A 26,178-nucleotide genomic window follows, 5' to 3' on the forward strand; every position below is an offset into this window, starting at 1 on the left:
GCCCGCAGGGCGCAAGCGCTGCGGGCTTTTGAGAGGCCGGTGGCTGGACGCCACCCGACGCATCAACCGTGGTAAGCCGACTCGCCGTGCGAGGAGATGTCCAGACCTTCGCGCTCTTCTTCTTCCGAGACACGCAGACCGATGGTCAGGTCCACGATCTTGAAGGCGACCACCGAGACCACACCCGACCAGACGATGGTCAGCATGACAGCTTTGGCCTGAATCCACACTTGTGCAGCGATGGAATAGGCATCGGGCGTAACCATGGCCACGGTGACCCAGTCGCCCACGGCGCTCGGGCCACCCAAAACGGGCGAGTTGAAGACACCGGTCAGCAAGGCACCTACGATGCCGCCGACACCGTGCACACCGAACACGTCAAGCGAGTCGTCAGCACCCAGCATTTTCTTCAGACCGTTCACACCCCACAGGCAGGCAAAGCCGCCGATGAAGCCAATGATCAGCGCACCGCCGATGCCGACGTTGCCTGCGGCTGGCGTGATGGCGACCAAGCCGGCCACCGCACCCGAAGCCGCACCCAGCATGGAGGCTTTGCCGCGCATCAGGGCTTCACCCACGCACCAGGCCAACACGGCACCCGCTGTGGCGATCAAGGTGTTGATGAAGGCCAGTGCTGCGAAACCGTTGGCCTCCAGAGCCGAGCCCGCGTTGAAGCCGAACCAACCCACCCACAGCAAGGACGCACCCACCATGGTCAAGGTCAGGCTATGAGGGGCCATGGCTTCACGGCCATAACCCACGCGCTTGCCCACCATGAAGGCACCCACCAAGCCAGCCACAGCGGCGTTGATGTGCACCACGGTACCGCCAGCGAAGTCCAGCGCGCCCCACTGCCACAGCAGACCGGCTTTGGATGTCATTTCGTCCACGACTTCTTTGGAAGCGTAAGCGTCAGGACCCATCCAGAACCAGACCATGTGCGCCACAGGCAAGTAGCTGAAGGTGAACCACAGCACCATGAAGGCCAGCACCGCAGAGAACTTGATGCGTTCGGCAAAGGCGCCCACGATCAGCGCACAGGTGATGCCTGCAAACGTGGCCTGGAATGCGGCAAACGAGATTTCAGGGATGTAGACACCCTTGCTGAAGGTGGCCGCGTTGGCAAAGGTACCTGCGACGTTGTCCCAGATGCCTTTCATGAACAGGCGATCCAAGCCGCCAATGAACGCATTGCCTTCGGTGAACGCCAGGCTGTAGCCGTAAACGAACCACAGCACGGTGATCATCGAGAAGGTGACCACGACCTGCATCAGCACCGACAGCATGTTTTTGCTGCGCACCAAACCGCCGTAGAACAAGGCTAGGCCGGGAATGACCATCAGGATCACCAAAATGGTGGACAGCATCATCCAGCCGGTGTCGGCCTTGTTGGGCACGGGGACTGGGGCGGCTTCGGCTGCAGCGGGGGCTGCGGCCGCTGGCGCGGCAGGCGCAGGTGCCGCATCGGCCTTGGCTTCGGCAGCAGGTGCCGTCACGGCGGCAGGCGCGGTCTGTGCAGTGGCGACAGAAGCCGCACCGAACACACCCAAACCCAAACTCAGGCCCAAGGCCAGGGTTGCGAGCAGTTTTTTCATTTGTTGACTCTCTTTCTTGTCTGTCAAAGGGCTTCGCCGCCGGTCTCACCGGTGCGGATGCGAACCACTTGTTCGAGGTCATAAACGAAGATCTTGCCGTCGCCGATCTTGCCGGTGCGGGCACCGGCTTCGATGGCTTCGATCACGCGCTCGACCAGTTCGTCAGAGACAGCGGCTTCGATCTTCACTTTGGGCAAAAAGTCCACAACGTATTCAGCGCCACGGTACAGCTCGGTGTGGCCCTTTTGGCGACCAAAGCCTTTGACTTCGGTCACGGTGATACCCTGCACGCCGATGCCCGAAAGCGCTTCACGCACTTCGTCCAGCTTGAAGGGTTTGATGATGGCGGTCACCAGTTTCATGATGGCTCCTTGTTGGAATTGAGGGAGATCAGAAGGCGTATTTCAGGCCGACGACCAGGCCGGTCTTGCCGGTGAACTTGCCAGCGGGCGTGACGTACAAAGCCTTGTCCGCGTCTGTGCCCACCACAGCCGCTGAAGCGGACAAACCATTGCCCAAGTCTTTACCCAAGGTCAACGAATAGTCTGTGTACGAATAAGTGGCGTTGTTTTTGACGGATTGGTAGCCCACGTGCGGCACCAGGCTGAAGCCGCTGCCCAGATCGAACGTTCCGCTCAAGTCCACGTAATAGCTGTTCTTGCTGCTTGCGAAGCCGAACAGGTTGGACACGGCATGCGAGTACTTCAGTGTGGCGGGGCCAAACGTGGCTGCACCGTAGAGTTCGTTGGTGTTGGCACTCACCGCCAGTTTGTTGCTGGGGTACTCATAGCGCAAGAAACCCACGTCATAAGCGACATCGCCCACAGCACCTTTGTAGCCACCGTACAAGTCGACCTCGACATTGGCGTCACCGCCTGCATCCTTGATCCACTTGATGCTGGAACCCCAGGCACCCACATAGAAACCGCTCTTGTCCGCGTAATCCACGCCACCTTGCAAAGCAGGCTTCAGACGTGACTGGGAAATGCCACGGTAACGGTAATCAGTGGTGGCACCGACGTTGAAGGACAGGCTGCTCTCAGGTGCTGCCACTGCTTGGGCTTGAGCCAAACCGCTTACAGAACCCAAAGCCAGGGCGATCAAAGAAGGAACGAGGATTTTTTTCATGAGGAACTCCAATGAAGTGAAGAGAAGACAAGCACCTCATGCAGATAGCGTGCCAACCTGCCTTGACTGCACGTTCCAAGGGCATTTACCAGTGCGCGCTCACTCTGTGCATGGTTGAATGGCATTCAAACAAGTCCGGTGCGTGAGGTCTGCGTGCACGGACACACACCATGCACCAGCGTGGGGCAGGGAGAAAATATGAGTCTCAGTTTGGTGCGTAGCCGTGCATTGATCGGCTTGCAAGCGCCAGCAGTCACCGTTGAGGTGCATCTGGCCAATGGCTTGCCCAGCTTCACCTTGGTGGGCTTGGCCGATGTCGAGGTCAAGGAAGCGCGTGAACGCGTGCGCTCCGCCTTGCAAAACAGCGGGCTTGAGTTTCCGCACAACAAACGCATCACCGTCAACCTGGCCCCTGCCGATTTGCCCAAAGACTCCGGGCGGTTGGACTTGCCCATTGCATTGGGCATTCTGGCGGCCAGCGGCCAGATTGACGCCAACCAACTGGCCGATTACGAGTTTGCGGGCGAGTTGTCTTTGTCGGGCGAGTTGCGGCCGGTGCGTGGCGCGCTGGCCATGAGCCTGGTGCTGCGCCAGCAACAGGTGCGCACCCGCTTGGTGTTGCCACCGGGCAGCGCCGAAGAAGCAGCCTTGGTGCCCGATGCCACCGTCTTTAGGGCGCGCCACTTGCTCGATGTGGTGCAACAGTTTTTACCGCCCTCGAACGAGCCCCCACCCGAGCCCGGCGATGGCTGGGCTCGGGTGGCACCCACCACGCCCTCGGTACCTCCACTGTATGCCGACCTGGCCGATGTCAAAGGCCAGGCGGGCGTGAAACGGGTGCTGGAGATCGCTGCTGCCGGAGGACATTCCTTGCTCATGGTCGGCCCGCCCGGTTCGGGCAAGTCGATGCTGGCGCAGCGCTTTGCAGGTTTGCTGCCGCCCATGGGCACCGAAGACGCACTGGAGTCGGCAGCGATTGCCAGCCTGGCGGGACGCTTTGACCTGGCCCGCTGGGCGCAGCGCCCCACAGGCCAGCCGCACCATTCGGCCAGCGCGGTGGCGCTGGTGGGTGGCGGCTCGCCGCCCCGCCCGGGTGAGATTTCGTTGGCGCACCATGGTGTGCTCTTTCTCGATGAGCTGCCCGAGTTTCCAAGAGCCGCTTTGGAAGCCCTGCGCGAGCCCCTGGAAACAGGCACCATCACCATCGCACGGGCCGCACGGCGGGCCGAGTTTCCGGCACGGTTTCAATTGATTGCCGCCATGAACCCCTGCCCTTGCGGCTACTTGGGCAGCGCCACGCGGGCTTGCCGCTGCTCGCCCGACCAGGTCAGTCGTTACCAAGGCAAGCTCAGCGGCCCATTGCTGGACCGGATTGATTTGCACATTGAGGTGCCCAGCCTGCCGGCAAAGGATTTGCTGAGTTCACCCCCCGGCGAAAACACCCAGACCATTGCCGCACGCAGTCTGGCCGCCCGCGAACGTGCCCTGGCCCGTCAAGGCTGTGCCAACGCCGACCTGCAAGGCCAGGCCATCGACACCCAAGCCCGCATGAGTGACAGCGCCAGCGCCTTGCTGCAAAAAGCGGCGGCCAAACTGGGCTGGAGCGGGCGCAGCGTCCACCGCAGCCTGAAAGTGGCACGCACCATCGCCGATCTGGCAGGCAGCGACACCATTGAAGCCGCGCATGTGGCCGAAGCGGTGCAATACCGGCGTGTCCTCAAAGAGCATTGACCGCCCCCGTCACAGCTGCTTACAACTGAGCGAAGCCCATCACCCAAGGCTGTCAACGTCTTGCAGGCCATCACGTTATGGGTGAACACGGTCTACCCTGAGGCTCCCCATGAAGAAAATTCTCGGCACTTTGGTCATTGCACTCTCCGCTGCTGCCCTCAGCACCCCTGCATTGGCAGATGGCCCACGCGGCTACCAGCAGCGCCAATACACGGGCCACCAACACCGCTCTTCGGACTGGCTGGGTCCACTGATCGTCTTGGGCATTGCAGGCGCAGCCATCAGCGCAGCGGCCAACCAGCCCAGCTACGCACCACCACAGGTGACTTACGTAACGCCTGCCGTCACGTACATGCCGCCGCCTCAGCCCGCTGGCAGCAGCTACTTTTGCAGCTCAGTCGGACAGTTTTATCCGAACACGTCTTACTGCCCTGAAGGCTGGCAACTGGTTTACCCGGCACGTTGAGGCCGCCGGTCCAACCCACAAACCCCATCAACAGCGCGTGCCCCTGATGCCCGATATTTCGCCCGATCAAAGGCTGTAAATTCGCCGGGCGTTGTCGCCCAGCACCGCATTTTGTTTTTGCGCTGGCAATCTGGCCAGCACATCCAGAGACAGTTCACGCCATTCGGCATACGATCCAGCCAACTCCAGCACGGGCCAATCACTGCCCCACAGCAAGCGCTCAGGACCCCAGATGTTCAGCAGGGCCTCGCACCAGGGGCGAGCCACATCCACAGGTTGACCCGCCGGGGCCTCGGTCCACAAACCCGACAATTTGCACACCACTTTGGCCGGATCTGTCTGGCGGGCCAGTTGCGTCATCGCCTCGCGCCAGGGGCCCATGGCCGTTGCGTGGATGACGGGTTTGGCCCCATGGTCCACCACCACGGTCAAATCGGGGTGGGCCTGGGTGAGCGCCAGGATGCGCGGCAGGTGCACCGGTGTGATCAGGGCATCGAACACCAGAGCGCTGCGGGCCATGGCCGACAGCACGGGCTGGATGGCGGGCTGCAAGATCCAGTCAGGGTAACCCAGGTCTTGCAGCATGGGCCGCAGGCCTTTGAGCAAGGGCTGCTCGGCGCAACGCGCCACCTGCTGCACGGCGTCCGGGGCCAGCATGTCGATCCAGCCGACCACGCCCAGCACGGCGGGGTTGTCCTGCGCTTGCTGCAACAAAAATTGTGTCTCCTGCTTCGTAGGTGCCGCTTGCACCAGCAGGCCACCGGTCACGCCCCGGGCCCGGGCTTGGCGCTGCCAGTCGGCCACGGACACATCGCGGTAAATGGGGGCCAGCTCGGGCGTGAGCCAGCCATAGTCGGCCCGCGCCAGTTGCCAGCAGTGGAAATGGGCGTCGATCATGCCAGTGCTCCCGTTGTTGGTGCTTCTCCTGGTGTTGGCGCTTCGGCAGGCATCCAGCCTTCGTGGCGCAGCTGCTGCCAGAAATCGGCCGGAATCACTTCACGCTGGGCTTGCCGGGCCGCTTGCCACTGGTCGGCACTGCGCACGCCCAGCATGACGATCTGCGTGGCCGGGTGGGCCAGGGCGAACTGCAAGGCGGCAGCGGGCAGGCTCACGCCGTGCTGGTCGCACACCGCCTGCATGCCCAGAGCTTTGTCCACCCAGGCCTGTGCGGCCGGGGCGTAGTTGAAGCTCAGCGGGCGATCTGCCGCCACGCGCGTGGCCAGGATGCCGGAGTTGAACACCCCGCCCAGCGCCAGCGCCACGCGCCGCCTGAGCAACTGCGGCATGAGCGTGGGCAAGGCGGATTGATCGAGCAAGGTGTAGCGGCCCGCCAGCATGAGCACATCCAGATCGGCGTGGCGCAGCACCTGCTCGACGATCTGGTGGTCGTTCACGCCGAGGCCAATGTGGCTGAGCAGGCCTTGGGCTTTGAGCCGTGCCAGCTCGGGCAAGGTCTCTTCCAGCACCTGACGCAACACGGCGTCGGCCTGGGCGCCGTGCGTGCCAGCGTCGATGTCGTGGATGTAGACCGCATCAAGCTGGGCCAGACCCAGGCGCTGCAGGCTGTCTTCCACACTGCGGCGCACGCCGCTGGCCGACAGGTTCCAGTGCTGCACAAAAGGCAAGGTGTTCACATAGCTGTGCTGTTCATGCGGCACCTGGGCCTGCGGGGTGAGCAAACGCCCCACTTTGCTCGACAGCCGCAAGCTGCTGCGCGGGTGACCGCGCAAGGCGTCGCCCAGACGCCGCTCGGACAGACCATGGCCGTAGTGCGGCGCAGTGTCAAAGCTGCGGCAGCCGTCAGCCCAGGCAGCATCGACCACGGCACGGGCCTGCGCATCGTCCATGGCCTCAAACAGATTGCCCAGCGGCGCGCCGCCCAATCCCAAACGGGAACCGTCGGTGCATGGCAAAAAAGCAGGGATCATAAAAATTTCCAGCAAGACATGCCTTGCATGTTACGGAGCGCAGCACCCCGTGACCAGTGCTGTCGCAAATGCCGCACAACAAGGGTAATCACCGGTATGAATCGAGCGAATCATAACTAACATGTTAGTCAGTCATGTTGAAAAATATTTCCCCGATCCTGACGCCACAATTGCTTTTTGGCTTGGCCAAACTGGGCCATGGCGACGAAGTGGCCTTGGTCGATGCCAACTTTCCGGCCGACCGAGTGGCGCAACAAGCGGGTGCCATGCTGGTGCATTTACCCGGCCTCAACACCACCGAGGTGCTGCAAGCCGTACTGAGCGTGTTGCCACTGGACACCTTTAACAGTGCCTGCGCTTGGACCATGGAAGTCGTGGGCGATACACAGACAGTGCCGGTGCCGGTAACCGAGTTCAGGCAAATGCTGAAGGCACAAGGTGAAGCCGAACCTGACACCTTGGAACGGTTTGCTTTTTACACGCAAGCCAGCACAGCCAGACTGGTGGTGCAAACCGGCGATTTGCGCAAATACGCCAACCTCTTGCTGCGCAAGGGTGTCATCTCCACCGACTGAGCAGCGAACATGAACGCCACCAATTCCAGCCAGTCGCTGCGTGCTCGCGCCTACGAAAATTTTCGCCAACAAATCCTGCGGGCCAATGTGCGCCCCGGGCAATTCGTCTCGCAACGGGAATTGATGCAGCTGCTGGACATGCCGCTGGGTGCGGTGCGCGAGCTGATCCCACGTCTGGAGGCCGAAGGCCTGCTGCGCACCGTACCGCAACGCGGCCTGCAGATTGCGCATGTGGACCTCAAGCTGATCCACAACGCCTTTCAGCTGCGCGCCATGCTGGAGCGCGAAGCGGCGCTGCATTTCGTGCAGGCGGTCAGCGATGCCGATTTGGCCAACATTGAGCAAGCCCACTTGGACATCGTGCAACGCGCCGAGCAAGGCCCGATCACCGACGAGCTGCTGACCGAAGCCACTTCGGTGGACTGGGGGCTGCATGACCTGATGATCGACACCCTGGGCAATGAGCTGATCTCCCAGACCTACCGCATCAACAGCTTGCGGGTGCGTCTGATTCACTTGGAGCGCTCCACGTTGTCGGCCGAAGTCTTGCTGCCCGCCATGCAGGAACACCTGAACCTGATTACGGCCCTGAAAGCCCGCGATGTGCAAGCCGTGGCGGAGCACGTGGCCTTTCACATTCACAGTGCACACCAAAGGGTGTTGGGCCAAGACCGCCGGGTTCTAAGTACACCCGTCTCCATCGACATTTCATCCACAACACTCACGGAGCTCACTTGACCCCCTCGCTCACCAACAGCCGCAACGGCTTTCAAGGCATCTGGCCGGCCATGCTCACGCCGCTCGATGCCCAGCTGAACATAGACCACCCCAAACTGGCGGCACATGCCTTGTCACTGATCCAAGCGGGTTGCGGCGGCGTCACCATCTTTGGAACGACAGGCGAAGGCCCCTCATTCTCCTTGCAAGAACGCAAACAAGCTGTCGAGAAACTGATCGCCAACGGCATACCCGCTGAGCGCATCATGGTTTCCACCAGTTGTGCTGCCATCACGGAAACGCTGGAGCTGACCCGCCATGCCGTCGATCTGGGCGTACATGGCTGTCTGGTGCTGCCACCGTTCTTTTTCAAAGGCGTCAGCGACGAGGGCATCCTGAACGGCTATGTCCAGATCATTGAGGGCGTGAACTGCAAAGATTGGCGTTTGTACCTGTACCACATCCCGCAAGTGATCGGGGTGAACCTGTCACACGGCGTGATCGCTGAATTGCTCAAGCGCTACCCCGACATCATCGCGGGCATCAAGGACAGCAGCTGCGACCAGGCCCATTCGGTGGCACTGGCCAAAGCCTTCATGCCGCCGCTGACGGTGTATGTGGGTTTTGAACCCGATCTGCCCACCATGGGGCCGCTGGGCAGTACAGGCGCCATCAGCGGCCTGGCCAACTTCATACCGCGCATCGTGCACCGCATGGTGCTGGAATCCACCGCCCACGGCACGGCCCGTGATGCGCAGCGTGTGCAAACCATGCTGGACTTGCTCAAACCCCATTCGCTGATGCCTGCCCTCAAAAGCGTGATGGCCACACTGCACAATGACCCCAGCTGGTTGCGCGTGCGCGCCCCGCTGGTGGCCATGACACCCGAAGCCCATGCGGCCTTTGCCCAACAGGTGCAGCAGTTCAGCATTGACACCACGCGCGAATAAAGCGTTTCATCACATTCCTTTCACCCACCACTTCAGGAGACAAGCATGAAAAACACATCCACCCTGCGTCGCGGCCTGTTGGCCGCCAGCGTTTCGGCGCTGGCCATTGGCAGCATGCTCGGCGTGAGCACGCAGGCCTTGGCCCAAACAAAAATCCCGATGCGTATCTCGACCCCGGCCGTGCCCGACGACTGGCACGCCAAGATGTGGACGGTGTTCAAGGACGCGCTCGACAAATCCTCGCCCAACCAGTTTGACACCCAGATCAACCTGAACGCCGCGTTGTTCAAGCAAGGCACCGAGCCCGCCGCCATGGCCCGTGGCAACCTGGAGCTGTCGGCGATTTCGGCCTTTGACATGGCCAAACTGGTGCCCGAGTTCTCGATCTTCACTGCCGGTTATGTGGTGCGCGATCCGGCCCACCAGCAAAAAGTGTTCAACGGCCCCATCGGCGAAGCCCTGTTCAAGTCCGTGTCTGAAAAAATGGATGTGACGGTACTCTCCACCGCTTACCTGGGCACCCGTCAGGTCAACCTGCGCGAAGCACGCCCCGTGAAGACGCCTGCCGACCTCAAAGGCATCAAGCTGCGCATGCCCGGCACCAAAGAGTGGTTGTTCCTAGGTGAAGCCCTGGGTGCCACGGCCACACCGCTGGCTTTTGGCGAGGTCTATCTGGGCCTGAAAACCGGCACCATCGACGGCCAGGACAACCCGCTGCCCACCGTGCGCGCGGCCAAGTTTTATGAAGTGACCAAGCAACTGGTGCTGACCAACCACCTGGTGGACGGCATCTTCATTGCCATCTCGAACAAGACCTGGAACGCCCTGACGCCTGCGCAAAAGCAAAACGTCAAGGCCGCAGCGCAAGCCGCCGCCCAGTACAACAACGAGAACCGCATCAAGGAGGAGGGCCAGATCGTGGACTTCTTCAAGCAGCAAGGCCTGCAGGTGACCACGCCCGATCTGGACGCCTTCCGCAAGTCGGTGCAGGACACCTATGCCAAGTCGGACTACGCCAAGGTCTGGCCCGCCGGCATGCTTGAGCGCATCAACAACACCCGCTGAACATGCGCTGGCTCAAAAAAACCGCCGACACGCTCGGCGGCGTCATCTTCCTCTGCCTGTTCCTGACTTTTCTGGTGCAGATCACGGCCCGTTTCGGCTTCAACAAACCCATGGCCTGGACCGACGAGCTGGCCGTGATCCTGTACCTCTGGGCCATCTTGTGGGCTGCGGCCTTCATGGTGCCCGAGCGCGAACAGGTGGTGTTTGACCTGCTGTGGAACAGCGTGGGCACCGGCACACGCCGCGTCCTGCGCATCGTGGGCAACCTGATGATCGGCGGCCTGGCCCTGGTGGCCATTCCGGCCAGCTGGGACTATGTGCACTTCATGGCGCGTGAATCGTCGCCGGTGCTGGACATCTCGTTCCAGTGGGTGTTTTTACCGTTTGTGCTGCTGCTGGTGGCGTTGGTGGTGCGCAGTGCCTGGGGCATCTGGCAAGCCATCAAAGGACAGGGCCTTGAAGCCCAGGGACTTCCAACATGACTTTGGCTTTGTGGGCCCTGGTGGGCGTGGTGGTGATCGGCATGTTGTTGCGCATGCCGATCGGTTTTTCAATGCTCATGGCCGGTGTGGCTTATTTGCTGGTCAAAGGACAAGACCTGGGGCTGGTGGCCGAGCAGGTGAGCAACGGCCTGTACAACAGCTATGTGCTGCTGGCGGTGCCGCTGTTTGTGTTCGCGGCCAACATCATGAACGCGGGCACGGTGAGTGAACGCATTTTTGACTTTTGCCGCATCCTGGTGGGTCGCATGCGCGGCGGCCTGGCGCAGGTGGACATTCTGGTGAGCGTGATCTTCTCGGGCATGAGCGGCAGCGCCATTGCCGATGCCGCAGGACCTGGCCTGGTCACCATCAAGCAAATGCTCAAAAAACCCGAGTACACCCCCGGTTTTGCCGGTGCAGTGGTGGTGGCCAGCGCCACGCTGGGGCCGATCATTCCGCCGTCGATCCCGATGGTGATTTATGCGTTGGTCTCGGGCGCTTCTGTGGGGGCACTGTTTTTGGGCGGTGTCATGCCCGGTGTGTGCATGACCATCCTCATGATGGGCGTGGTGCACTACATCGCGCGCAAACGCAATATGCCGCGTGAAGACCCCATCCCACTCAAGGAATGGCCAGCCATCATGTTCCGTGGCGCTTTGCCTCTGTCAATGCCCATCGTTTTGCTGGGTGGCATTTATTCGGGGGCTTTCACCCCGACCGAAGCGGCTGCTGTGGCGGCCTTGCATGCGCTCATTCTGGCGGCCTTCGTGTTCCGCGCCCTGAGCTGGAAGGCTTTTTGGGGCGTGGTGCTCGAATCGACCCGCTCGAGTGCGGTGATCACCATCATCCTGGCGGGTTCGTTCATGCTGAACTACGCCTTTACGGCTGAAGGCGTGCCGCAGGCCATGGCGGCCTGGGTGGACAACCTGCACCTGAGCCGCCTGCAGTTTCTGTTCATGGTCAATGCCTTGTTTTTGATTTTGGGCTGCTTTTTGGATGTGTCGGTGCTGCTGCTGGTGTTCGTGCCCATGCTGCTGCCTGCGGCCAAGCTGCTGGGCGTGGACCTGGTGCACTTTGGTGTGCTGGTGGTGCTGAACATGATGATCGGCCTGATCCACCCGCCTTTTGGCATGCTGCTGTTCGTGACCAAGGCGCTCACCGGCATCCCGATTGGCGACATGATGCGCGAGGGCTGGCTGTTTTTGGTCATGCTGCTGGGCCTGCTGGTGGCCATGACCATCTTCCCTGAAATCGTGTTGTGGCTGCCGCAAACCATGGGTTACGGCACCCCGGGAGCGAGCTGATGACCGCCGATGTGGTCTGTGTGGCCAGCTGGAATGTGGACCTGATTGCCCACATCCCCCAGCCGCTTGAACGTGGCCAGACCCAGATGGCGCAGGGTTTTGAGCGCCTGCCCGGTGGCAAAGGCAGCAACGCCGCCATTGCCGCTGCACGCCAGGGCGCGCAGGTCGGCCTGATCGCTCGCATTGGCGGTGACGATTTCGGGCAGATGGGCCTGGACCTGTGGGCCCGCGAAGGCATTGACAGCCAGCATGTGGTGCGCGGCAAAGGCGAGTCGAACGGCACGGCGCTGATCCTGGTGTATGCAGACGGGGACAACTCGATTGCTGTGTACCCTGGCGCCGGGGCAGGCCTGAACGCCTCGCATGTGCAAGCGGCCTCGGACCTGCTGGCCCATGCGCGTGTGGTGATGGCCTCGTGTGAAGTGCCTGTGGCGGCCACCCAAACCGCCTTTGAAACCGCCCGCGCCCACGGCGTGTTGACGCTGTTGAACCCGGCACCCGCCATGCCCTTGCCCGATGCCCTGTGGCCTTTGGTGGATGTGCTCACGCCCAACGAAGGCGAGTTGCTGATGCTGGCCGATGCGACAGACATCGACACGGCCGCCCACCAGCTCTTGCAGCGCGGCGTAGGCGCCGTGGTGGTGACGCTGGGTGAACGCGGTTGTGCTTTGTTTTTGCCGGACACCGCCCCCTTGCGCGTGCCCGGTCACGCCATGCAAGTGGTGGACACCATCGGCGCCGGAGACACCTTCACCGGCACACTGGCCGCCGCCCTGGCCCGGCAAACCCCCTGGCCCGAAGCCCTGCGCTGGGCCAACGCCGCAGCAGCCCTGTCCACCCAGGCACACGGCGCCGTGACGGCCATGCCCACGCGCGAACAAGTTCAGTCCAGACTTCTGGTTGAATGAATACGCGGGGCGCGCTGGTGTCACGATAATGGGGAATGCGTTTTTTTCGCCACCCCACACTGGCCTTAGGACATTTCAGTTTCTGGCTCTCCTTGCCCCAGCTCATCACCTGGGGCAGCGTTTTTTACACCTTCTCATTGCTCATGACCCCGCTCGAAGCCGAGCTGGGCATGACCCGTGCTGAATCCTCGCTGGCGTTCAGCCTGGCTTTGCTCGCCGAGGGCCTGATGGCCTATTTGGTGGGGCGCTGGATCGACGCCGGGCACGAACGCATGGTGATGACACTGGGTTCGGTCTGGATCGGCATGGGCTTGCTGGCCCACAGCTTTGTGAACTCGGTCATCGGTTTTTATGCTGTCTGGATTTGGCTCGGTTTGGGCTTGGCGGCCACGCTCTACACCCCGGCCTTTGCGGTGGTCACGCGCCGCTTTCCGCAAGACTTTCGCCGCGCCATCATCACCCTCACCTTTTTGGGCGGGCTGGCCAGCACGGTGTTCATTCCCCTGTTCGCCTGGTGGATGGACCTGTGGGGTTGGCGCCATGCGCTTTGGGCGCTAGCGGCTTTGCAGCTGCTGGTGTGCGCCCCCTTGCACGGCTGGCTGCTGTACGGTGCGCCACGCAGCCCAAGCCATGCCGCACAGCCGACAGGTGAGCCCAAACGCCACCTTTTGTCGGTGCGCGAACACCTCCGCCAAGCACCGTTTTGGTTGCTGGCCCTGTTCATGGTGCTCATGATGTCGGTCACTTCTGCGCTGCCCGCGCACATGATTGCGCTTTTGCAGGAGTCGGGCCTCTCGCCTGTCTGGGTCATCGCCATCCCGGCCGCGATTGGCGTGATCCAGGTGGTGGGCCGACTGCTGCTGTTTGTGTTCGAGCGGTATTGGGATGTGCACGCCGCCAACCGCTGGATTCCGACCTTGATCCCGGTGGGGGTGCTGGTGTTGCTGGTCGGCGGTTTGAACCCCGTCGCCTCGCTGGTGTTTGTGGTGCTTTATGGTTTGGGCAATGGCATGAACACCATCGTCAAAGGCACGGCCATGGCGCAATACGTCAGCCGCACCCATGTGGGGCAGCTCAATGGCTTGCTGGGCGTGCCGATTGCGCTGGCCCGGGCTGCAGCGCCCCTCACGCTTGGCCTGCTCTGGTCACCCCAGCATGGCTACACCCTGGCACTGTGGTGGTTGCTGGCGGCCAGCGTGCTGGGCACCGCGGCGCTGTGGCGAGCCCAGAGTCAGGCGCTGAAAACCCGCCATTGACCCGCCGCCTTGGCAGAGCCAGTGCGTGTTCGGCCCAGTCACGCTTATGCCCGTACCGCATATCAAAACAATTAAATAATCGTTAACATGTCTGAGACGATTGGTCACAATCGATCCATCTTGAAATGCCCACACGGGAACACCCCATGAAAAAACTCTCCACCTTGATTTTGGGCCTAGCCCTCACCGCTGCCGCCTCGGCCGCACAACCCTTGCTAAACCCTGCTGAGCTGCAAGCCAAACTGAACAACCCTCAGGTGCGCGTGATCGACATCCGCGACGCCAAAGCCTATGCCACGGGCCACATTGCCGGTGCGGTCAATGCCCCTTACGGCAGCTGGCGCGGCCCCGCGCACAACCCGGGCGAACTGCCTGAGTTGCCCAAACTGACGGCGCTGGTGCAAAGCCTGGGCCTGACGCCCGCCACCCACGCGGTGGTGGTGTCGAGCGGCGCTGACGCCACCGACTTCGGTGCCACTGCCCGTGTGTACTGGACGCTCAAGGTGTTGGGCCTGAAAGAATTGTCCGTGCTCAACGGCGGCCTGAAAGCCTGGAGCGAGGCCGGTCTGACGCAAAACACCGACGCCGTCAAAGTCGCCGCCAGCAACTTCCAGCCCAAGCTGGACAACAGCCAGGTCGCCACCAAAGAAGAGCTGATCCAGCGCGTCAAGACCGGCGATGCCACCCTGATCGACGCCCGCCCCGCCGCCTTCTTCAACGGCGAAACCAAAGCCCCCGCCGCCAAAGTGGCCGGCACCATGGACGGTGCCGTGAACCTGCAACACGACAAATGGTTTGCACCCGGCAGCTCGACCTTTGTGCCCGCAGACCAAGCCAAGAAAATCGCTGCCGCCAGCCCGATCGATCCGGCCAAGGAAACCGTGTCGTTCTGCAACACCGGCCATTGGGCGGCCACCAACTGGTTTGCCATGTCCGAAGTGCTGGGCCAGAAAAACGTGAAGCTCTACGCGGGCTCCATGGTCGAATGGTCGCAAGACCCGAACGGTCTGCCCATGGCCAACGTGCCTGGCCGCACCACCCAGCTGCTGCAAGACGCCAAGGCCTGGGGTGCCAAAACCTTCAGCAAATGATGGTCCAATAAGGCTTATGAAACGACTCCCTTTAGCGGCCATCCTGGCCGCTTTTTTCATCTTCCTGATCCTCGAAGTCTCGGTACGCCAATCGGTGTTGCTGCTGGTGGGCGTGGGCATGGGCGCGGCTTTGGCCGGTGCCCGCTTTGGTTTCACCACCGGCTGGCGACAGCTCATCGAACAGCGCAACCCGCAAGGCGTGACCGGCCAGGTGCTGCTGCTGGCCTTGGCCAGCCTGGCGGCGCTGCCGCTGCTGGGCCAGTTTTCTGAACTGCACGCCGCCTTGGGCCCGCCCAGCGTGAGCCTGTTGGTGGGTGCTTTCGTGTTTGGGCTGACCATGCAAATTGCCGACGGCTGCGGCTCGGGCACGCTGTACAAAGCGGGGCTGGGCGTGCCGCTCAACATGGGCATCCTGCCGCTGTTTGCGTTGGGCAGTTTTCTGGGCTCGGTGCATCTTGACAGCTGGTTGTCACTGGGCCAGATGGAGCCCGTGAGCCTGAGTGAGCAACTGGGCACCTCCGGGGCCTTGGGCCTGACGCTGGCGCTGCTGGCCGCCGTGCTGGTGGCTGTGCGCCTGTGGGTGGGCGCGGGCCAAACCTGGTTCAACAAGCGCTGGATCGTGGGCGCCGTGGTGCTGGCCGTGCTGGCCACGATCAACCTGCTGCTGGCCGGACAGCCCTGGGGCGTGGTCTATGGCTTTGGCCTATGGGCCGCCAAAGGCGCGGTGGCGCTGGGCTGGTTTGACCCGACGGGCAACGGCTTCTGGGGCCAGGCGGGCAACGCGCAGCGCCTGACGCAAACCGTGCTGATGGACGTGACCACCATCACCAACATCGGCATCCTGGGCGGCGCGCTGTGGGTGTCGGCCAAAGCACCTGCCGACAGCAAGCCCCTGAACACGCAGCAATGGGTGATCGGCCTGGTGGCCGGTTTCGTCATGGGTTACAGCTCGCGCCTGGCCTTTGGCTGCAACATCGGCGCCATGCTCAGCGGCATCTCCACCGGCAGTCTGCACGGCTGGATCTGGGTGCCATTGGCTTTTGCGGGCACGCTGATCGGTGTGCGCGTGCGCCGCCATTACCAGTTCTGAAGGAGGCCGCATGAACCACACACACAAAATGCAAGCGGTCTTCTGGCTGAGCTTGGCGGTCTTTCTGGTCTGGGACTTCAAGTCGTCCAATCCGGTGGATTTGCGCAACGAACCGCCGCTGATTGCGGCCGGCTCGGGTCAGGCCACGAGTGGCGGGCATTGTTCGATGGCGAAGTAAGTCCCCAACACCGACACCCCGCCCATGCAAAAACGCCGTGTGGTCATCCTCAGCCCCGCCTTGGCCGACGCCAACAACGGCAACTGGCAAACGGCACGCCGCTGGCAACACTTGCTGGCCTCACACAACGTGCGCATCGTGCGGCAATGGCCCGATGAAGACGCCCATGCTCTGGCCAGACAAGACGAGGTGATGCTGGCCCTGCACGCCCGGCGCTCGGCCGATTCTGTGCAAGCCTGGCACGCGCAGCATGGCCAGCGCGGACTCGGGCTGGCGCTGACCGGCACCGATTTGTACCGCGACATTGCACACGACCCGCAAGCCCAAGGGTCTTTGGCGCTGGCCAAGTCACTGGTGGTGCTGCAAGGGCTTGGCGCCAAGGCCTTGCCACCCCAGCACCACACCAAAACGCGGGTGATTTACCCCTCCACCGACACGCGCCAGACCTTGCCCAAAACCACCCGCCATCTGCGCGTTGTGATGGTGGGCCATTTGCGCGAAGAAAAAGACCCGCTCACCCTGATGGCAGCAGCACGTCTGCTGGCCCCGGACTGCGGCATCCTGGTGGACCACATTGGCGCAGCGTTGGACCCGGCCTTGGGGCAGGCGGCACTGGCCACCCAGGCGCAATGCCCGCATTACCGCTGGCTGGGTGGGGTGTCGCACCAGCAAACCTTGCAGCGCATCCAGCGCGCCCACCTGCTGGTGCACACCAGCCGGCTGGAAGGCGGTGCGCATGTGCTGATGGAAGCGATGTGCAGCGGCACGCCCGTGTTGGCCTCGCGCATCGATGGCAACCTGGGGCTGTTGGGCGAGGATTACGCCGGGCTTTTTGAATCCGGAGATGCACAAGGCCTGGCCAATTTGCTGCTGCGCTGCCGTGCTGATCAAAATCAGAACAGCCTGATGGCACACTTGGGCCGTCAGTGCGCATGGCGCACGCCCTTGTTTGAACCGCAGGCCGAACGCGCTGCCTTGCACCGCTGGGTGCAAGACCTCTGGACACCCTCATGAAATCATCCAATCAACCTGTGCTGCGCGACCTGGTGCTGGTCGGCGGCGGCCACAGCCATGTGGGCGTGCTGCGCATGTTCGCCATGAAGCCCGAACCCGGCGTGCGCATCACCGTGATCTGCACCGACATCGACACCCCTTATTCGGGCATGCTGCCGGGCTACATTTCGGGTCACTACAGCTTTGACGAAGTGCACATTGATCTGGGCCGCCTGTGCGCCTTTGCCGGTGCGCGGCTGTACCACGATGCAGTGGTCAGCATTGACCGACAAAACAAACAAGTCATTTGCCGCAACCGCCCTGCGGTGGCTTATGACGTGCTGTCGATCAACATCGGCTCCACCCCACAGATGAAGCACGTCGAAGGGGCGTCCAGCCTGGCCGTGCCCGTCAAGCCGATTGCCCAGTTCAACCAGCGCTGGCTGGCCTTGTTGGACAAAGCGCGGCAATGGCCTTCGCACCGAGGCCGCATGACGGTTGCCGTGGTGGGCGGTGGTGCAGGTGGTGTGGAATTGCTGCTGTCGATGCAATACCGCTTGCGCAACGAACTCAAGGCCCTAGGACGCAACCCGGAAGACCTGAAGTTTGTGCTACTGACCTCCGATGACACGATCTTGCCCACCCACAACCCGGGGGTGCGTGCGCGCTTTGCCAAGGTGCTGAGTGATCGCAACATCGAAGTGCACACCCAAGCAGAGGTGGTGCAAGTCTCGCCCGGCTGCCTGCACACCCGAAACGGACGCACATTGGACGCCGACGAAACCCTGTGGGTCACGCAAGCCGGTGGGCCCGAGTGGTTGCAAGGCACGGGGCTGGCGCTGGACGCGCAAGGCTTCATCCAGGTCAACGCACACCTGCAAACGGTCAACGACCCACTGGTGTTTGCAGCCGGCGACATCGCCTCTTTTGTGGACCGCCCTCTGGAAAAAGCCGGTGTGTTTGCTGTGCGCATGGGCAAACCCCTCGCCGAGAATTTGCGCCGCAGTTTGCGCGGCCAAGCCTTGGTGACTTACAAGCCACAGCGCCATTGGCTGGCCTTGATTTCAACGGGCAACCGCTACGCCGTGGCCTCTCGCGGGGCCTTGGGCTTTGCAGGCGATTGGGTCTGGCACTGGAAAGACCGGATTGACCGCAACTTCATGCGCCGCTTCACCGATTTGCCGGCGATGGACCCCAGCCACCCGGGTGCCCATGTCCGAACCGCGATCCAGTCGATGGGCCAATTGTTGAAAGACATCCGCGCCCAAGGCAAAGCCCCGACCACCCACTTGGCATTGAGCGCTGAAGAATCGCTGCAAGCCATATCGGCCATCGCCATGCGCTGTGGTGGCTGCGGTGCCAAGGTGGGGGCCAACATCTTGTCACGTGCGCTGGGCCATCTGCAGCCAGTGCAACGTGACGACGTGTTGATCGGCCTGCACTCGCCCGACGATGCCGCCGTGGTGCGCGTGCCGCCGGGCATGGCTGTGGTGCAAACGGTGGACTTTTTCAGGGCCTTCATCGATGACCCTTACCTGTTTGGCAAAGTGGCGGCCAACCATGCGCTGGGTGACATTTTTGCCATGGGCGCAGTGCCCCAAACGGCCACCGCCGTGGTGACCGTGCCACCGGGGCTGGAGAGCAAAGTGGAAGACCTGCTGACCCAAATGATGGGCGGGGCCATCGAGGTGCTGAACGCTGCAGGCTGCGCCCTGGTGGGCGGCCACACCGGCGAAGGGGCCGAGCTGGCCTTGGGCTTTGCCATCAATGGGCTGATCGACGAGAAGATGGATGGCGTGATGCGCAAGGGCGGCATGCAGGCGGGCAACGTGCTGCTGCTGACCAAACCCATTGGCACCGGCACCCTGTTTGCGGCGCACGCCCGCCATGCGGCCAAAGGCCGCTGGATCGATGCCGCGCTGCAATCCATGCTGCAGTCCAACCAGACCGGTGCCCGTATTTTGCAAGCACACGGTGCCACCGCGTGCACCGATTTGACGGGTTTTGGTTTGCTCGGCCACTTGGTCGAGATGACACGCCCCTCGGGCGTGGACGCCGAGCTGCAACTGAGCACCTTGCCCCTGCTGGATGGTGCGGTCGATTGCATCAAGGCGGGCATCGTCAGTTCTTTGCAACCGGCCAATGTGCGCCTGCGCCGCGCCTTGCGCCATGCGGATGAATTCATCAACGACCCACGCTACCCACTGCTGTTTGATCCGCAAACTGCGGGTGGCTTACTGGCCAGCGTGCCCGCTGCGCAAGCGGCGGCCTGTGTGCAGGCCTTGCAGGCTGCAGGCTATGCGCACACCGCCATCATTGGTCGCATCACGGCACAGGGCGAAGCACTGGAGCCGGTGGCGCTGAAACTCTGAGTGCACCACAAGCGATGACCGATCCGTCAAGCCCACGCGCTTTGCACATCGCTTGCCTGTGTGCCGAGTGGTGCGTGATTTGCCGCAGCTACGCGCCTTTGTTCCAGCAAATGGCCGCCGAGGCCCCCGAGCATGCCTGGCACTGGATCGACATCGAAGAACACGAAGACGCGCTGCCCGGCATCGACATCGAGACCTTCCCGACCATCGTGATCCTCGACCACCAAGGCCGATTCTGTTTTGCAGGCACGGTGGAGCCCCGCCCGGACATGCTCAAACGCCTGGTTCAATCGGCACAAACGGGGCATTTGCAACTGTCAGCGGCCGATGCAACGCCGTGGATGCCCGTCAAAGCGCTGCTGGGTTTGCGTTGAATGCGCTCTAAATTAGCTTTGAATTCGCGTTGAATTTTTGCTGCTGATGCGCAGCCACGGCGGCCCATCAGGGCGTGTGCTGCACCGAAGCGACCCATCCCACACTGCGGCTGGCGGTGTTGTCGCTGTCTGCGCCCACCAGCACCGCACGCACGAGCGGTACGCCGGTGTTTGCGGGCAGTTCATCGGCAAACAGCTTTGAAAAATCAGCAGCGACATCGCGCGTCTCGTTTTGCCATTGCCCCAAGGCTGCACCTTGGCCTTGCAAGCTGATGAAGCGCACCCGACGTGAATACGGGTTGGCCCCGTGCGTGCCTGCGGGGTGGGTGCTGTCCCACACGTAGCACAGCGTGGCGGCAGGCAAGTCTTCACCGCTCAGGCTGCGCGCCAGGCGCAGCTTGGTGCGCTCGACAAAGGGCACGCGCTCCAGAAGGTGGTCAAACATCACACAGACCTTGAGCGCCGCATCGTCACCGGTTTTGCTCAAGATGTCGGGCGCCCCCTTGCCGCCCGACAAGGGGACATCCAGCCGCCAGCGCCATTGCAGGCGACCCGCAGGCGTGTGCGGCAGGTCATGCACCAGCGTGCCATACGAAGCTTGCGTGCTGACCTTGATGGCGCGTTCACCTTGAACCGTGGCCACCTCAAACCGTGTGAGCGGGATATCGGCACCGGCTTTGGGAAAACCCACCACACGCCAAGACGCAGCCGGCTGTGCGCCTTCAGCAGGGATCAACGGCAACAGCATCTGGGCTTGGACCTGCAAGGCACCGGTCCACAGCAGCGCCACACCAGCGATTTTGAAAACACGGTTCATCCGCGCCGCCAATCGTGAAAGCGTTTCACCCAAACCAACAGCCGCGCTGGCGCGTGTGCCCGCTTCCACTCACCGGCCGCGTATTTGTTGGCTTCTGCCAGCGTGGGGTAGGTGTGGATCGTGCCCAAGATTTTGTTCAAACCCAGGCCGTGCTTCATGGCCAGCACGTATTCAGCCAACAGGTCGGCCGCATGCGTGCCCACGATGGTCACGCCCAGAATGCGGTCTTTGCCCGGCACCGTGAGCACCTTGACCCAACCGCGTGCCTCGCTGTCTGCGATGGCGCGGTCCAGATCGTCGATGCCGTACTTCGTCACTTCGTACGCCACGCCTTGGGCCTTCGCCTCTTGCTCGTTCAGACCCACCCGCGCCACCTCGGGGTCCACAAAGGTCGCACTCGGGATCACGCGTGTGTCCACCTTGAACGATTTGAAGTCTCCAAACAAGGCGTTGACGGCCGCATACCAAGCCTGGTGCGCGGCCGTGTGGGTGAACTGCCAAGGCCCGGCCACATCGCCTGCAGCATAGATGTTGGGGTAAAGCGTTTGCAAATATTCGTTGGTGTCCACCGTGCGGTGTATGGGCACGCCAATGTCTTCCAGACCATAGCCTTGCAATCGGGCTTGACGGCCCACAGCGCAGATCAATGAATCAAAGGGCACGCGCACCGTTTGGCCTTGGTGCTCAAGCACCAGCGTTTTTTCATCGCCCTGCCGCTCGCAACGCAAGGCCTTGTGGTTCGTCAGCACCTGCACGCCATCGGCCACCAACGCATCGCGCACGCATTGCGAAACCTCGTCGTCTTCGCGCGCCATGAGGCGATCGCCCATTTCGACCTGCGTGAGCTGCGCCCCCAGGCGCACCAGGCTTTGCGACAACTCGCAGCCAATCGGCCCGCCGCCCAGCACCACAATGCGCCGGGGAATCTGGTCAAGCTGTGCAAAAGCGTCCCACAGCGTGTCGCTGGTCAGGTAGCACACATCCTCCAACCCCGGCAGGTCCGGCACCACGGGCCGTGCACCTGCGGCGACCACGATGGACCGCGCTGTCAGCCGCTGTACCTGGCCATCGTTCAACATCACCTCGACCGTCCACGGGTTGACCAACTTGCCGTAGCCCTGCAACACCTCCACGCCCAGACTGGTGTAGCGCTCAACGCTGTCGTGTGGCTCGATCGCACGGATGACATCGCGCACGCGCTGCATGACGGCCTTGAAGCTGAACGTGGGCACCCCGTCGCTCAGGCCGTATCGGGAAGCATGGCGCATTTGGTGGGCCACCTTGGCGCTTTTGATCAGCGCCTTGCTGGGCACGCAGCCATAGTTCAGGCAGTCGCCGCCCATCTTGTGCGCCTCGATGAGTGTGACCTTGGCTTTGACGGCAGCGGCAATGTAGGCCGACACCAGACCTGCCGCCCCACCGCCGATCACGATCAGATTGCGGTCAAAGGTCTTGGGCCGCACGCTGGCCCAGCGGGCATAGACCTGCCGCCTTTGCCGCCAGCTCAGGGCCGAACGAAAGATGAAAGGCAACACGCCCAACAACACGAATGAGCCCCACAGCGCAGGCGACAAGATGCCCGACACACTGTCAATGCGCCCCAATTGCGTGCCCGCATTCACAAAGGCCAGGGTGCCCGCCAGCATGCCCAACTGACTCACCCAGAAATACGTCCACACCTTCATGCGCGTCAAACCCATGGCCAGGTTCAGCAAAAAGAACGGCACCATGGGCAACAGGCGCAGCGTGAACAGGTAAAAAGGCCCGTCTTGATCGACACCGCGCTGCAAAGGCTCCAGCTTGGCTCCCCAGCGCGCCTGCACCGCATCACGCAGCACATAACGGGCGCTGAGCATGGCCAGCGTGGCCCCCACAGTAGAAGCCAGCGACACCACCAGTGTGCCCATTGCCCAACCAAACAAGGCCCCTCCCACCAAAGTCAGCGGCACCGCGCCCGGCAACGACAAAGCGGTGACGGCCACATACAGCGCTCCAAAAGCCAACAGCACCGTGATGGGCGATTGCGCATAAAGCGCCAGCATCTGCGCCTGCCTGGTCTTGATCTCCACAAGCGTCAGGTAACGCCCCAGATCAAAGGCAAAAAACGCGGCCAACAACAAGGCCACGGCCAACAGCAGCAGCCCTTTTTTCAAATTCATGGTGTGTCTTTCTGCGGTTTGAAGCTGACATAGCCGGCATGGATTCGCACCGCGATGGTCAGCCCGCACAAAGCGGCAAAGCCATAGGCGATGGCCGCGAAGTGCTGCGGCCACCAACACATGGCCACAAAGGCCGCCAGGGTTTCGGTGGCCTCGGTCAGGCCGCCCAGGTAATGGAAACTTTTTCGCAAAGCTGCGGTGTCTGCCACCCCGGCCTGACTGGCCATGACCGCGAACGCCAAAAAGCTGCTGCCCGTGCCGATGAAAGCCGCCAGCAAAACCGCCGCAGGCAAGGCATTGGCCTGCGCATCGGCCAATGCAAACCCCAGCACGATGGCACCGTAAAAAATGAAGTCCAGCGTGATGTCCAGAAAGCCGCCGCGAAACGTGGGCTGCGTCAGACGCGCCACAGCGCCGTCCAGCCCATCCAGCAAGCGCGACGCGAGCAACAGTGCCAGGCCCACGCCATAAGCCTGAAACGCAATCGCCGTCGCCGCCAGCAAGCCCAGCGCAAAACCCAGCCAGCTCAAACTGTCGGCATGCACACCCACACGCACCAATTGCCGCGCCACCGCCTGCAATGCAGGGGTAAGCGCTTTTTGCAGCGGTTTATCCAGCATGGCTCAGCTCCACCACGCGCAGCGGGTCGGCCACGTCTTCGCGGTCGTGCGTGACCAGCACCACCGGGATGCGCCGCTCGCGCACATGCGCAAACACCCAAGGGCGCAGCTGGGCACGCAAGGCGGCGTCGAGTTTGGAAAACGGCTCGTCGAGCAGCAGCGCTTGCGGCTCGGCCAGCAGGGCACGCATGAGCGCCACACGGGCACGTTGCCCGCCCGACAGTGTGGACGGGTCGCGCTCACCGAAACCGGTCAAGTCGGCCTCTTGCAGGGCTTGGGCCACGCGCTTGTGGCACTCGGCCTGCGGCAAGTGGCCGGGCACGGCAAAGCGCAGGTTTTCGGCGACGGTCATGTGCGGGAACAACAGCGCGTCCTGAAACAGCAAGCCCACGCCGCGCTGGTGGGTGGGCAAACCGGTCAACTCACGCCCGTGCAATTGCACACAGCCTTCGAACTGCAAAGCTTGCAAGCCTTCTGACACGCTGGCCAGCGTGCCCGCCATGGCGGCCAGCACCGAGCTTTTGCCGCAGCCGCTGGGCCCCATGAGCGTGAGGATCTCGCCCGCAGGCACATCCAGCCGAAGGCCTTGCACGAGCGTGTGGGTGGCACTGCCCAGGCGGTCGATTTCGGCATGCAGTCCTGCGTTCATGGCTTGGCTTTCATGGGGGCGATCTTCTCAAATTGTCGGGGCCTGCCCAGCCAGGCGGCCAAAGCAAAGGCCAGCACGGGCAAAAGCATTTGCAAAACAGCATAAGCGCTCATGAGCGAACGCTGTGCGCCAGACGCGAGGGTGACGGCTTCGGTGGTCACGGTGGCATAACGGCCCGCCCCCACATAGAGCGTCGGCAAATACTGCGCCACGCTGACCGCAAAACCCACCGCCCACGCCGAGCTGATGGCCCGTTTGAGCAGCGGCCATTTGATGCGCACAAGATAAGGCCATCGGCCATGGCCCAGGCTGGCCACCACGGCGGCCTGGCGTGAGTCCACCGCCAGATAGGCCGGCTCCAGTGCCAGCAGCACATAGGGCAGGGCCATGACCGCATGCGCCAGCAACAAGCCCGGCCATTGCCCCTCCAACCGCCACTGCAGCGCCATGCTGTACAGCCCCACCACCCACAACACCGATGGCAGCACCAGCGGCAGCAACCAAACAGGCCGCAACACTTGTTGGCAGCGGCGCGGTGCCCATTCCAGCCAAGCCACAGACCAGACCAGGCACACACTGGCCGAGGCCGCCGCCAAACCCAAGGTGGTCCACACCGTGGAGGCACTGGCGATCACTTGCGCCCAGGCATCACCCGTCCACAGCGATGGCCAAAGCTGCGGAAAAGGCCAGACGCCCGACACACTGCCCACCGCCAAGGCCCACCAAACGGCAGCGTAGCTTGTGATGATAGTGGTCCAGACAACATTCGGCCGCAGGGGCAGCCTCCTACAAAAATGCAGAATCCATGTCAGGGGTTTTTGTAGGAGCCACCCTCCCAGATCAGTCGCCTGACTCTGTGGGAGCGAGCCCCTGCTCGCGAAGTTGCGCATGGCAGCGACCACTCGCAACGCCATCACAGTGAGCACGCCCGCCAGCAGCACCGTGCCCGTCAGCCACCCCGCCGCAGCCGCACCCTGCGCCTGCACGGCCACATCCGCATCGTTCAGCCACTGCCATGCCAACACCGCCAGAGTAGGCGGCGATGCCGGGCCGATGATGAGCGCCATGTCCACCACCGTGAGGCCATAAGCCAGCACCGCCAGCAAAGGCCAGCGCAAGCGAGGTGCCAGCTGCGGCAAGACCACTTGGGCAAAGGCTTGCGCGGGTGCGCGGCCCAAAGTTTGGGCCACCGCATATTCGGCTTGCCAGCGGCGGCGCAGGTCTTCACGCTGCAGTTGCGTGGCGGCCACCCACAGCAAAAACGGCACTTCTTTGAGCCACAGCGCCAAAATCAATCCCAAGCCCCACGGGTCTTGTGTGGTCAACCAAGGCGGTGGCGCATCAAAACCCGACAGGCCTGGCGACACCAGGCGCAAAGCCCAACCACTGGGCGAGAGCCACAGCACCAAACCAATCGCCATGGCCGCGTGCGGCGTGGCCAGCAAAGCGGGCACCTGCGCCAGCCACCGGGCCAACTGCTGGCGGATGAAGCCACTGGCCAGCAAACGCGAGACCGTCCACCACACCAACAGGGTCGATGCCAAGCCAGTCCCGAGCGTGAGGCCCCAGGCGCGCAGGGTTTGCGGGTCGGCCCAGAGGGCGTGCCAGGCTTGCGCGTCAAAGACTTGCGAGGCAGCCGCCCACAGCGCCCAGCCCATGGGCAGGCCAGCCAACGCAGCCAGCAACAAGGGCAACAGAAAGCTCACGGCCTGTAGGTCGGCGGCTTTAGC

Annotated in this window: 26 protein-coding genes; 16 read left to right on the forward strand and 10 right to left on the reverse strand. The window is 62.6% G+C overall.

From position 1 onward, the window contains the following. Positions 1-62 precede the first annotated feature (62 nt). The 3 genes from ACZ5VE_RS14410 to ACZ5VE_RS14420 are packed head-to-tail and all read right to left on the reverse strand — an operon-like array spanning position 63 to position 2,723. Positions 63-1,595 carry an ammonium transporter gene (locus ACZ5VE_RS14410; protein WP_464455801.1) on the reverse strand — a complete coding sequence of 511 codons (1,533 nt, stop codon included), beginning with the start codon at positions 1,593-1,595 and terminating at the stop codon, positions 63-65. Between the two features lie 23 nt (positions 1,596-1,618). Beyond that, complete coding sequence (glnK, locus tag ACZ5VE_RS14415) at positions 1,619-1,957, reverse strand: P-II family nitrogen regulator (protein ID WP_100118295.1); 339 nt, start codon at positions 1,955-1,957, stop codon at positions 1,619-1,621. 28 nt (positions 1,958-1,985) lie between these two features. Beyond that, positions 1,986-2,723 carry a TorF family putative porin gene (locus tag ACZ5VE_RS14420; RefSeq protein WP_464455802.1) on the reverse strand — a complete coding sequence of 246 codons (738 nt, stop codon included), beginning with the start codon at positions 2,721-2,723 and terminating at the stop codon, positions 1,986-1,988. A 198-nt stretch (positions 2,724-2,921) separates the two neighbouring features. On the opposite strand from ACZ5VE_RS14420, the gene ACZ5VE_RS14425 reads away from it, so the two are divergent. Then, on the forward strand, positions 2,922-4,454 hold the full coding sequence (locus ACZ5VE_RS14425) for a YifB family Mg chelatase-like AAA ATPase (protein ID WP_464455803.1): 1,533 nt from the start codon (positions 2,922-2,924) through the stop codon (positions 4,452-4,454). Positions 4,455-4,563: 109 nt separating this feature from the next. Further along, positions 4,564-4,920: a hypothetical protein gene (locus ACZ5VE_RS14430; protein WP_464455804.1), complete on the forward strand. Its 357-nt coding sequence runs from the start codon at positions 4,564-4,566 to the stop codon at positions 4,918-4,920. Between the two features lie 66 nt (positions 4,921-4,986). Here ACZ5VE_RS14430 and ACZ5VE_RS14435 read toward each other — a convergent pair whose 3' ends face one another. After that, entirely contained in the window at positions 4,987-5,817 is an 831-nt protein-coding gene (locus ACZ5VE_RS14435) for an amidohydrolase family protein (protein ID WP_464455805.1), read from the reverse strand. After that, positions 5,814-6,848 carry an aldo/keto reductase gene (locus ACZ5VE_RS14440; protein WP_464455806.1) on the reverse strand — a complete coding sequence of 345 codons (1,035 nt, stop codon included), beginning with the start codon at positions 6,846-6,848 and terminating at the stop codon, positions 5,814-5,816. The genes ACZ5VE_RS14435 and ACZ5VE_RS14440 overlap by 4 nt, the downstream gene beginning before the upstream one ends. 134 nt (positions 6,849-6,982) lie before the next feature. On the opposite strand from ACZ5VE_RS14440, the gene ACZ5VE_RS14445 reads away from it, so the two are divergent. From ACZ5VE_RS14445 to ACZ5VE_RS14510, 14 genes are all read left to right on the forward strand, one after another. After that, entirely contained in the window at positions 6,983-7,423 is a 441-nt protein-coding gene (locus ACZ5VE_RS14445; protein ID WP_464455807.1) for an RbsD/FucU family protein, read from the forward strand. 9 nt (positions 7,424-7,432) lie between these two features. After that, positions 7,433-8,161 (forward strand): GntR family transcriptional regulator, encoded by a 729-nt coding sequence (locus ACZ5VE_RS14450; protein WP_464455808.1) that lies wholly within the window; start codon positions 7,433-7,435, stop codon positions 8,159-8,161. Continuing rightward, a complete protein-coding gene (locus ACZ5VE_RS14455) occupies positions 8,158-9,090 on the forward strand; it encodes a dihydrodipicolinate synthase family protein (protein ID WP_464455809.1) in 933 nt (310 codons plus the stop codon). The genes ACZ5VE_RS14450 and ACZ5VE_RS14455 overlap by 4 nt, the downstream gene beginning before the upstream one ends. A gap of 45 nt (positions 9,091-9,135) precedes the next feature. After that, a complete protein-coding gene (locus ACZ5VE_RS14460) occupies positions 9,136-10,155 on the forward strand; it encodes a sialic acid TRAP transporter substrate-binding protein SiaP (protein WP_464455810.1) in 1,020 nt (339 codons plus the stop codon). A gap of 2 nt (positions 10,156-10,157) precedes the next feature. Continuing rightward, a complete protein-coding gene (locus ACZ5VE_RS14465) occupies positions 10,158-10,637 on the forward strand; it encodes a TRAP transporter small permease (RefSeq protein ID WP_464455811.1) in 480 nt (159 codons plus the stop codon). Then, complete coding sequence (locus ACZ5VE_RS14470) at positions 10,634-11,941, forward strand: TRAP transporter large permease (protein ID WP_464455812.1); 1,308 nt, start codon at positions 10,634-10,636, stop codon at positions 11,939-11,941. Before ACZ5VE_RS14465 ends, ACZ5VE_RS14470 begins: the two co-directional genes overlap by 4 nt. Then, on the forward strand, positions 11,941-12,849 hold the full coding sequence (locus ACZ5VE_RS14475) for a ribokinase (protein ID WP_464455813.1): 909 nt from the start codon (positions 11,941-11,943) through the stop codon (positions 12,847-12,849). The genes ACZ5VE_RS14470 and ACZ5VE_RS14475 overlap by 1 nt, the downstream gene beginning before the upstream one ends. 35 nt (positions 12,850-12,884) lie before the next feature. Next, positions 12,885-14,105 carry an MFS transporter gene (locus ACZ5VE_RS14480; protein WP_464455814.1) on the forward strand — a complete coding sequence of 407 codons (1,221 nt, stop codon included), beginning with the start codon at positions 12,885-12,887 and terminating at the stop codon, positions 14,103-14,105. A 146-nt stretch (positions 14,106-14,251) separates the two neighbouring features. Continuing rightward, the gene (locus ACZ5VE_RS14485) at positions 14,252-15,196 is read left to right on the forward strand and encodes a sulfurtransferase (RefSeq protein WP_464455815.1); all 945 of its coding nucleotides are present in this window, start codon (positions 14,252-14,254) and stop codon (positions 15,194-15,196) included. A 16-nt stretch (positions 15,197-15,212) separates the two neighbouring features. Next, positions 15,213-16,286: a YeeE/YedE thiosulfate transporter family protein gene (locus ACZ5VE_RS14490; RefSeq protein WP_464455816.1), complete on the forward strand. Its 1,074-nt coding sequence runs from the start codon at positions 15,213-15,215 to the stop codon at positions 16,284-16,286. 10 nt (positions 16,287-16,296) lie between these two features. Continuing rightward, complete coding sequence (locus ACZ5VE_RS14495) at positions 16,297-16,464, forward strand: hypothetical protein (protein ID WP_464455817.1); 168 nt, start codon at positions 16,297-16,299, stop codon at positions 16,462-16,464. 24 nt (positions 16,465-16,488) lie between these two features. Next, positions 16,489-17,478 carry a selenoneine biosynthesis selenosugar synthase SenB gene (gene senB / locus ACZ5VE_RS14500; RefSeq protein ID WP_464455818.1) on the forward strand — a complete coding sequence of 330 codons (990 nt, stop codon included), beginning with the start codon at positions 16,489-16,491 and terminating at the stop codon, positions 17,476-17,478. Next, on the forward strand, positions 17,475-19,829 hold the full coding sequence (gene selD / locus ACZ5VE_RS14505) for a selenide, water dikinase SelD (protein ID WP_464455819.1): 2,355 nt from the start codon (positions 17,475-17,477) through the stop codon (positions 19,827-19,829). The genes senB and selD overlap by 4 nt, the downstream gene beginning before the upstream one ends. A 14-nt stretch (positions 19,830-19,843) precedes the next feature. Then, the gene (locus tag ACZ5VE_RS14510) at positions 19,844-20,203 is read left to right on the forward strand and encodes a thioredoxin family protein (protein WP_464455820.1); all 360 of its coding nucleotides are present in this window, start codon (positions 19,844-19,846) and stop codon (positions 20,201-20,203) included. A gap of 67 nt (positions 20,204-20,270) precedes the next feature. On the opposite strand, the gene ACZ5VE_RS14515 is transcribed toward ACZ5VE_RS14510, so the two are convergent. From ACZ5VE_RS14515 to ACZ5VE_RS14535, 5 genes are read right to left on the reverse strand one after another with little or no spacing between them, the layout of a single operon-like run. Beyond that, positions 20,271-21,020, reverse strand: coding sequence for a DUF3047 domain-containing protein (locus ACZ5VE_RS14515; RefSeq protein ID WP_464455821.1), 750 nt, complete (start codon positions 21,018-21,020; stop codon positions 20,271-20,273). Then, positions 21,017-23,179: an FAD-dependent oxidoreductase gene (locus ACZ5VE_RS14520; RefSeq protein ID WP_464455822.1), complete on the reverse strand. Its 2,163-nt coding sequence runs from the start codon at positions 23,177-23,179 to the stop codon at positions 21,017-21,019. The genes ACZ5VE_RS14515 and ACZ5VE_RS14520 overlap by 4 nt, the downstream gene beginning before the upstream one ends. Next, positions 23,176-23,799 (reverse strand): CDP-alcohol phosphatidyltransferase family protein, encoded by a 624-nt coding sequence (locus tag ACZ5VE_RS14525; protein ID WP_464455823.1) that lies wholly within the window; start codon positions 23,797-23,799, stop codon positions 23,176-23,178. Before ACZ5VE_RS14525 ends, ACZ5VE_RS14520 begins: the two co-directional genes overlap by 4 nt. Beyond that, positions 23,789-24,448: an ATP-binding cassette domain-containing protein gene (locus ACZ5VE_RS14530; RefSeq protein ID WP_464455824.1), complete on the reverse strand. Its 660-nt coding sequence runs from the start codon at positions 24,446-24,448 to the stop codon at positions 23,789-23,791. The genes ACZ5VE_RS14525 and ACZ5VE_RS14530 overlap by 11 nt, the downstream gene beginning before the upstream one ends. Further along, complete coding sequence (locus ACZ5VE_RS14535) at positions 24,445-26,154, reverse strand: ABC transporter permease (protein WP_464455825.1); 1,710 nt, start codon at positions 26,152-26,154, stop codon at positions 24,445-24,447. The genes ACZ5VE_RS14530 and ACZ5VE_RS14535 overlap by 4 nt, the downstream gene beginning before the upstream one ends. Positions 26,155-26,178 lie beyond the last annotated feature (24 nt).

The organism is Limnohabitans sp. INBF003, from assembly GCF_055396645.1.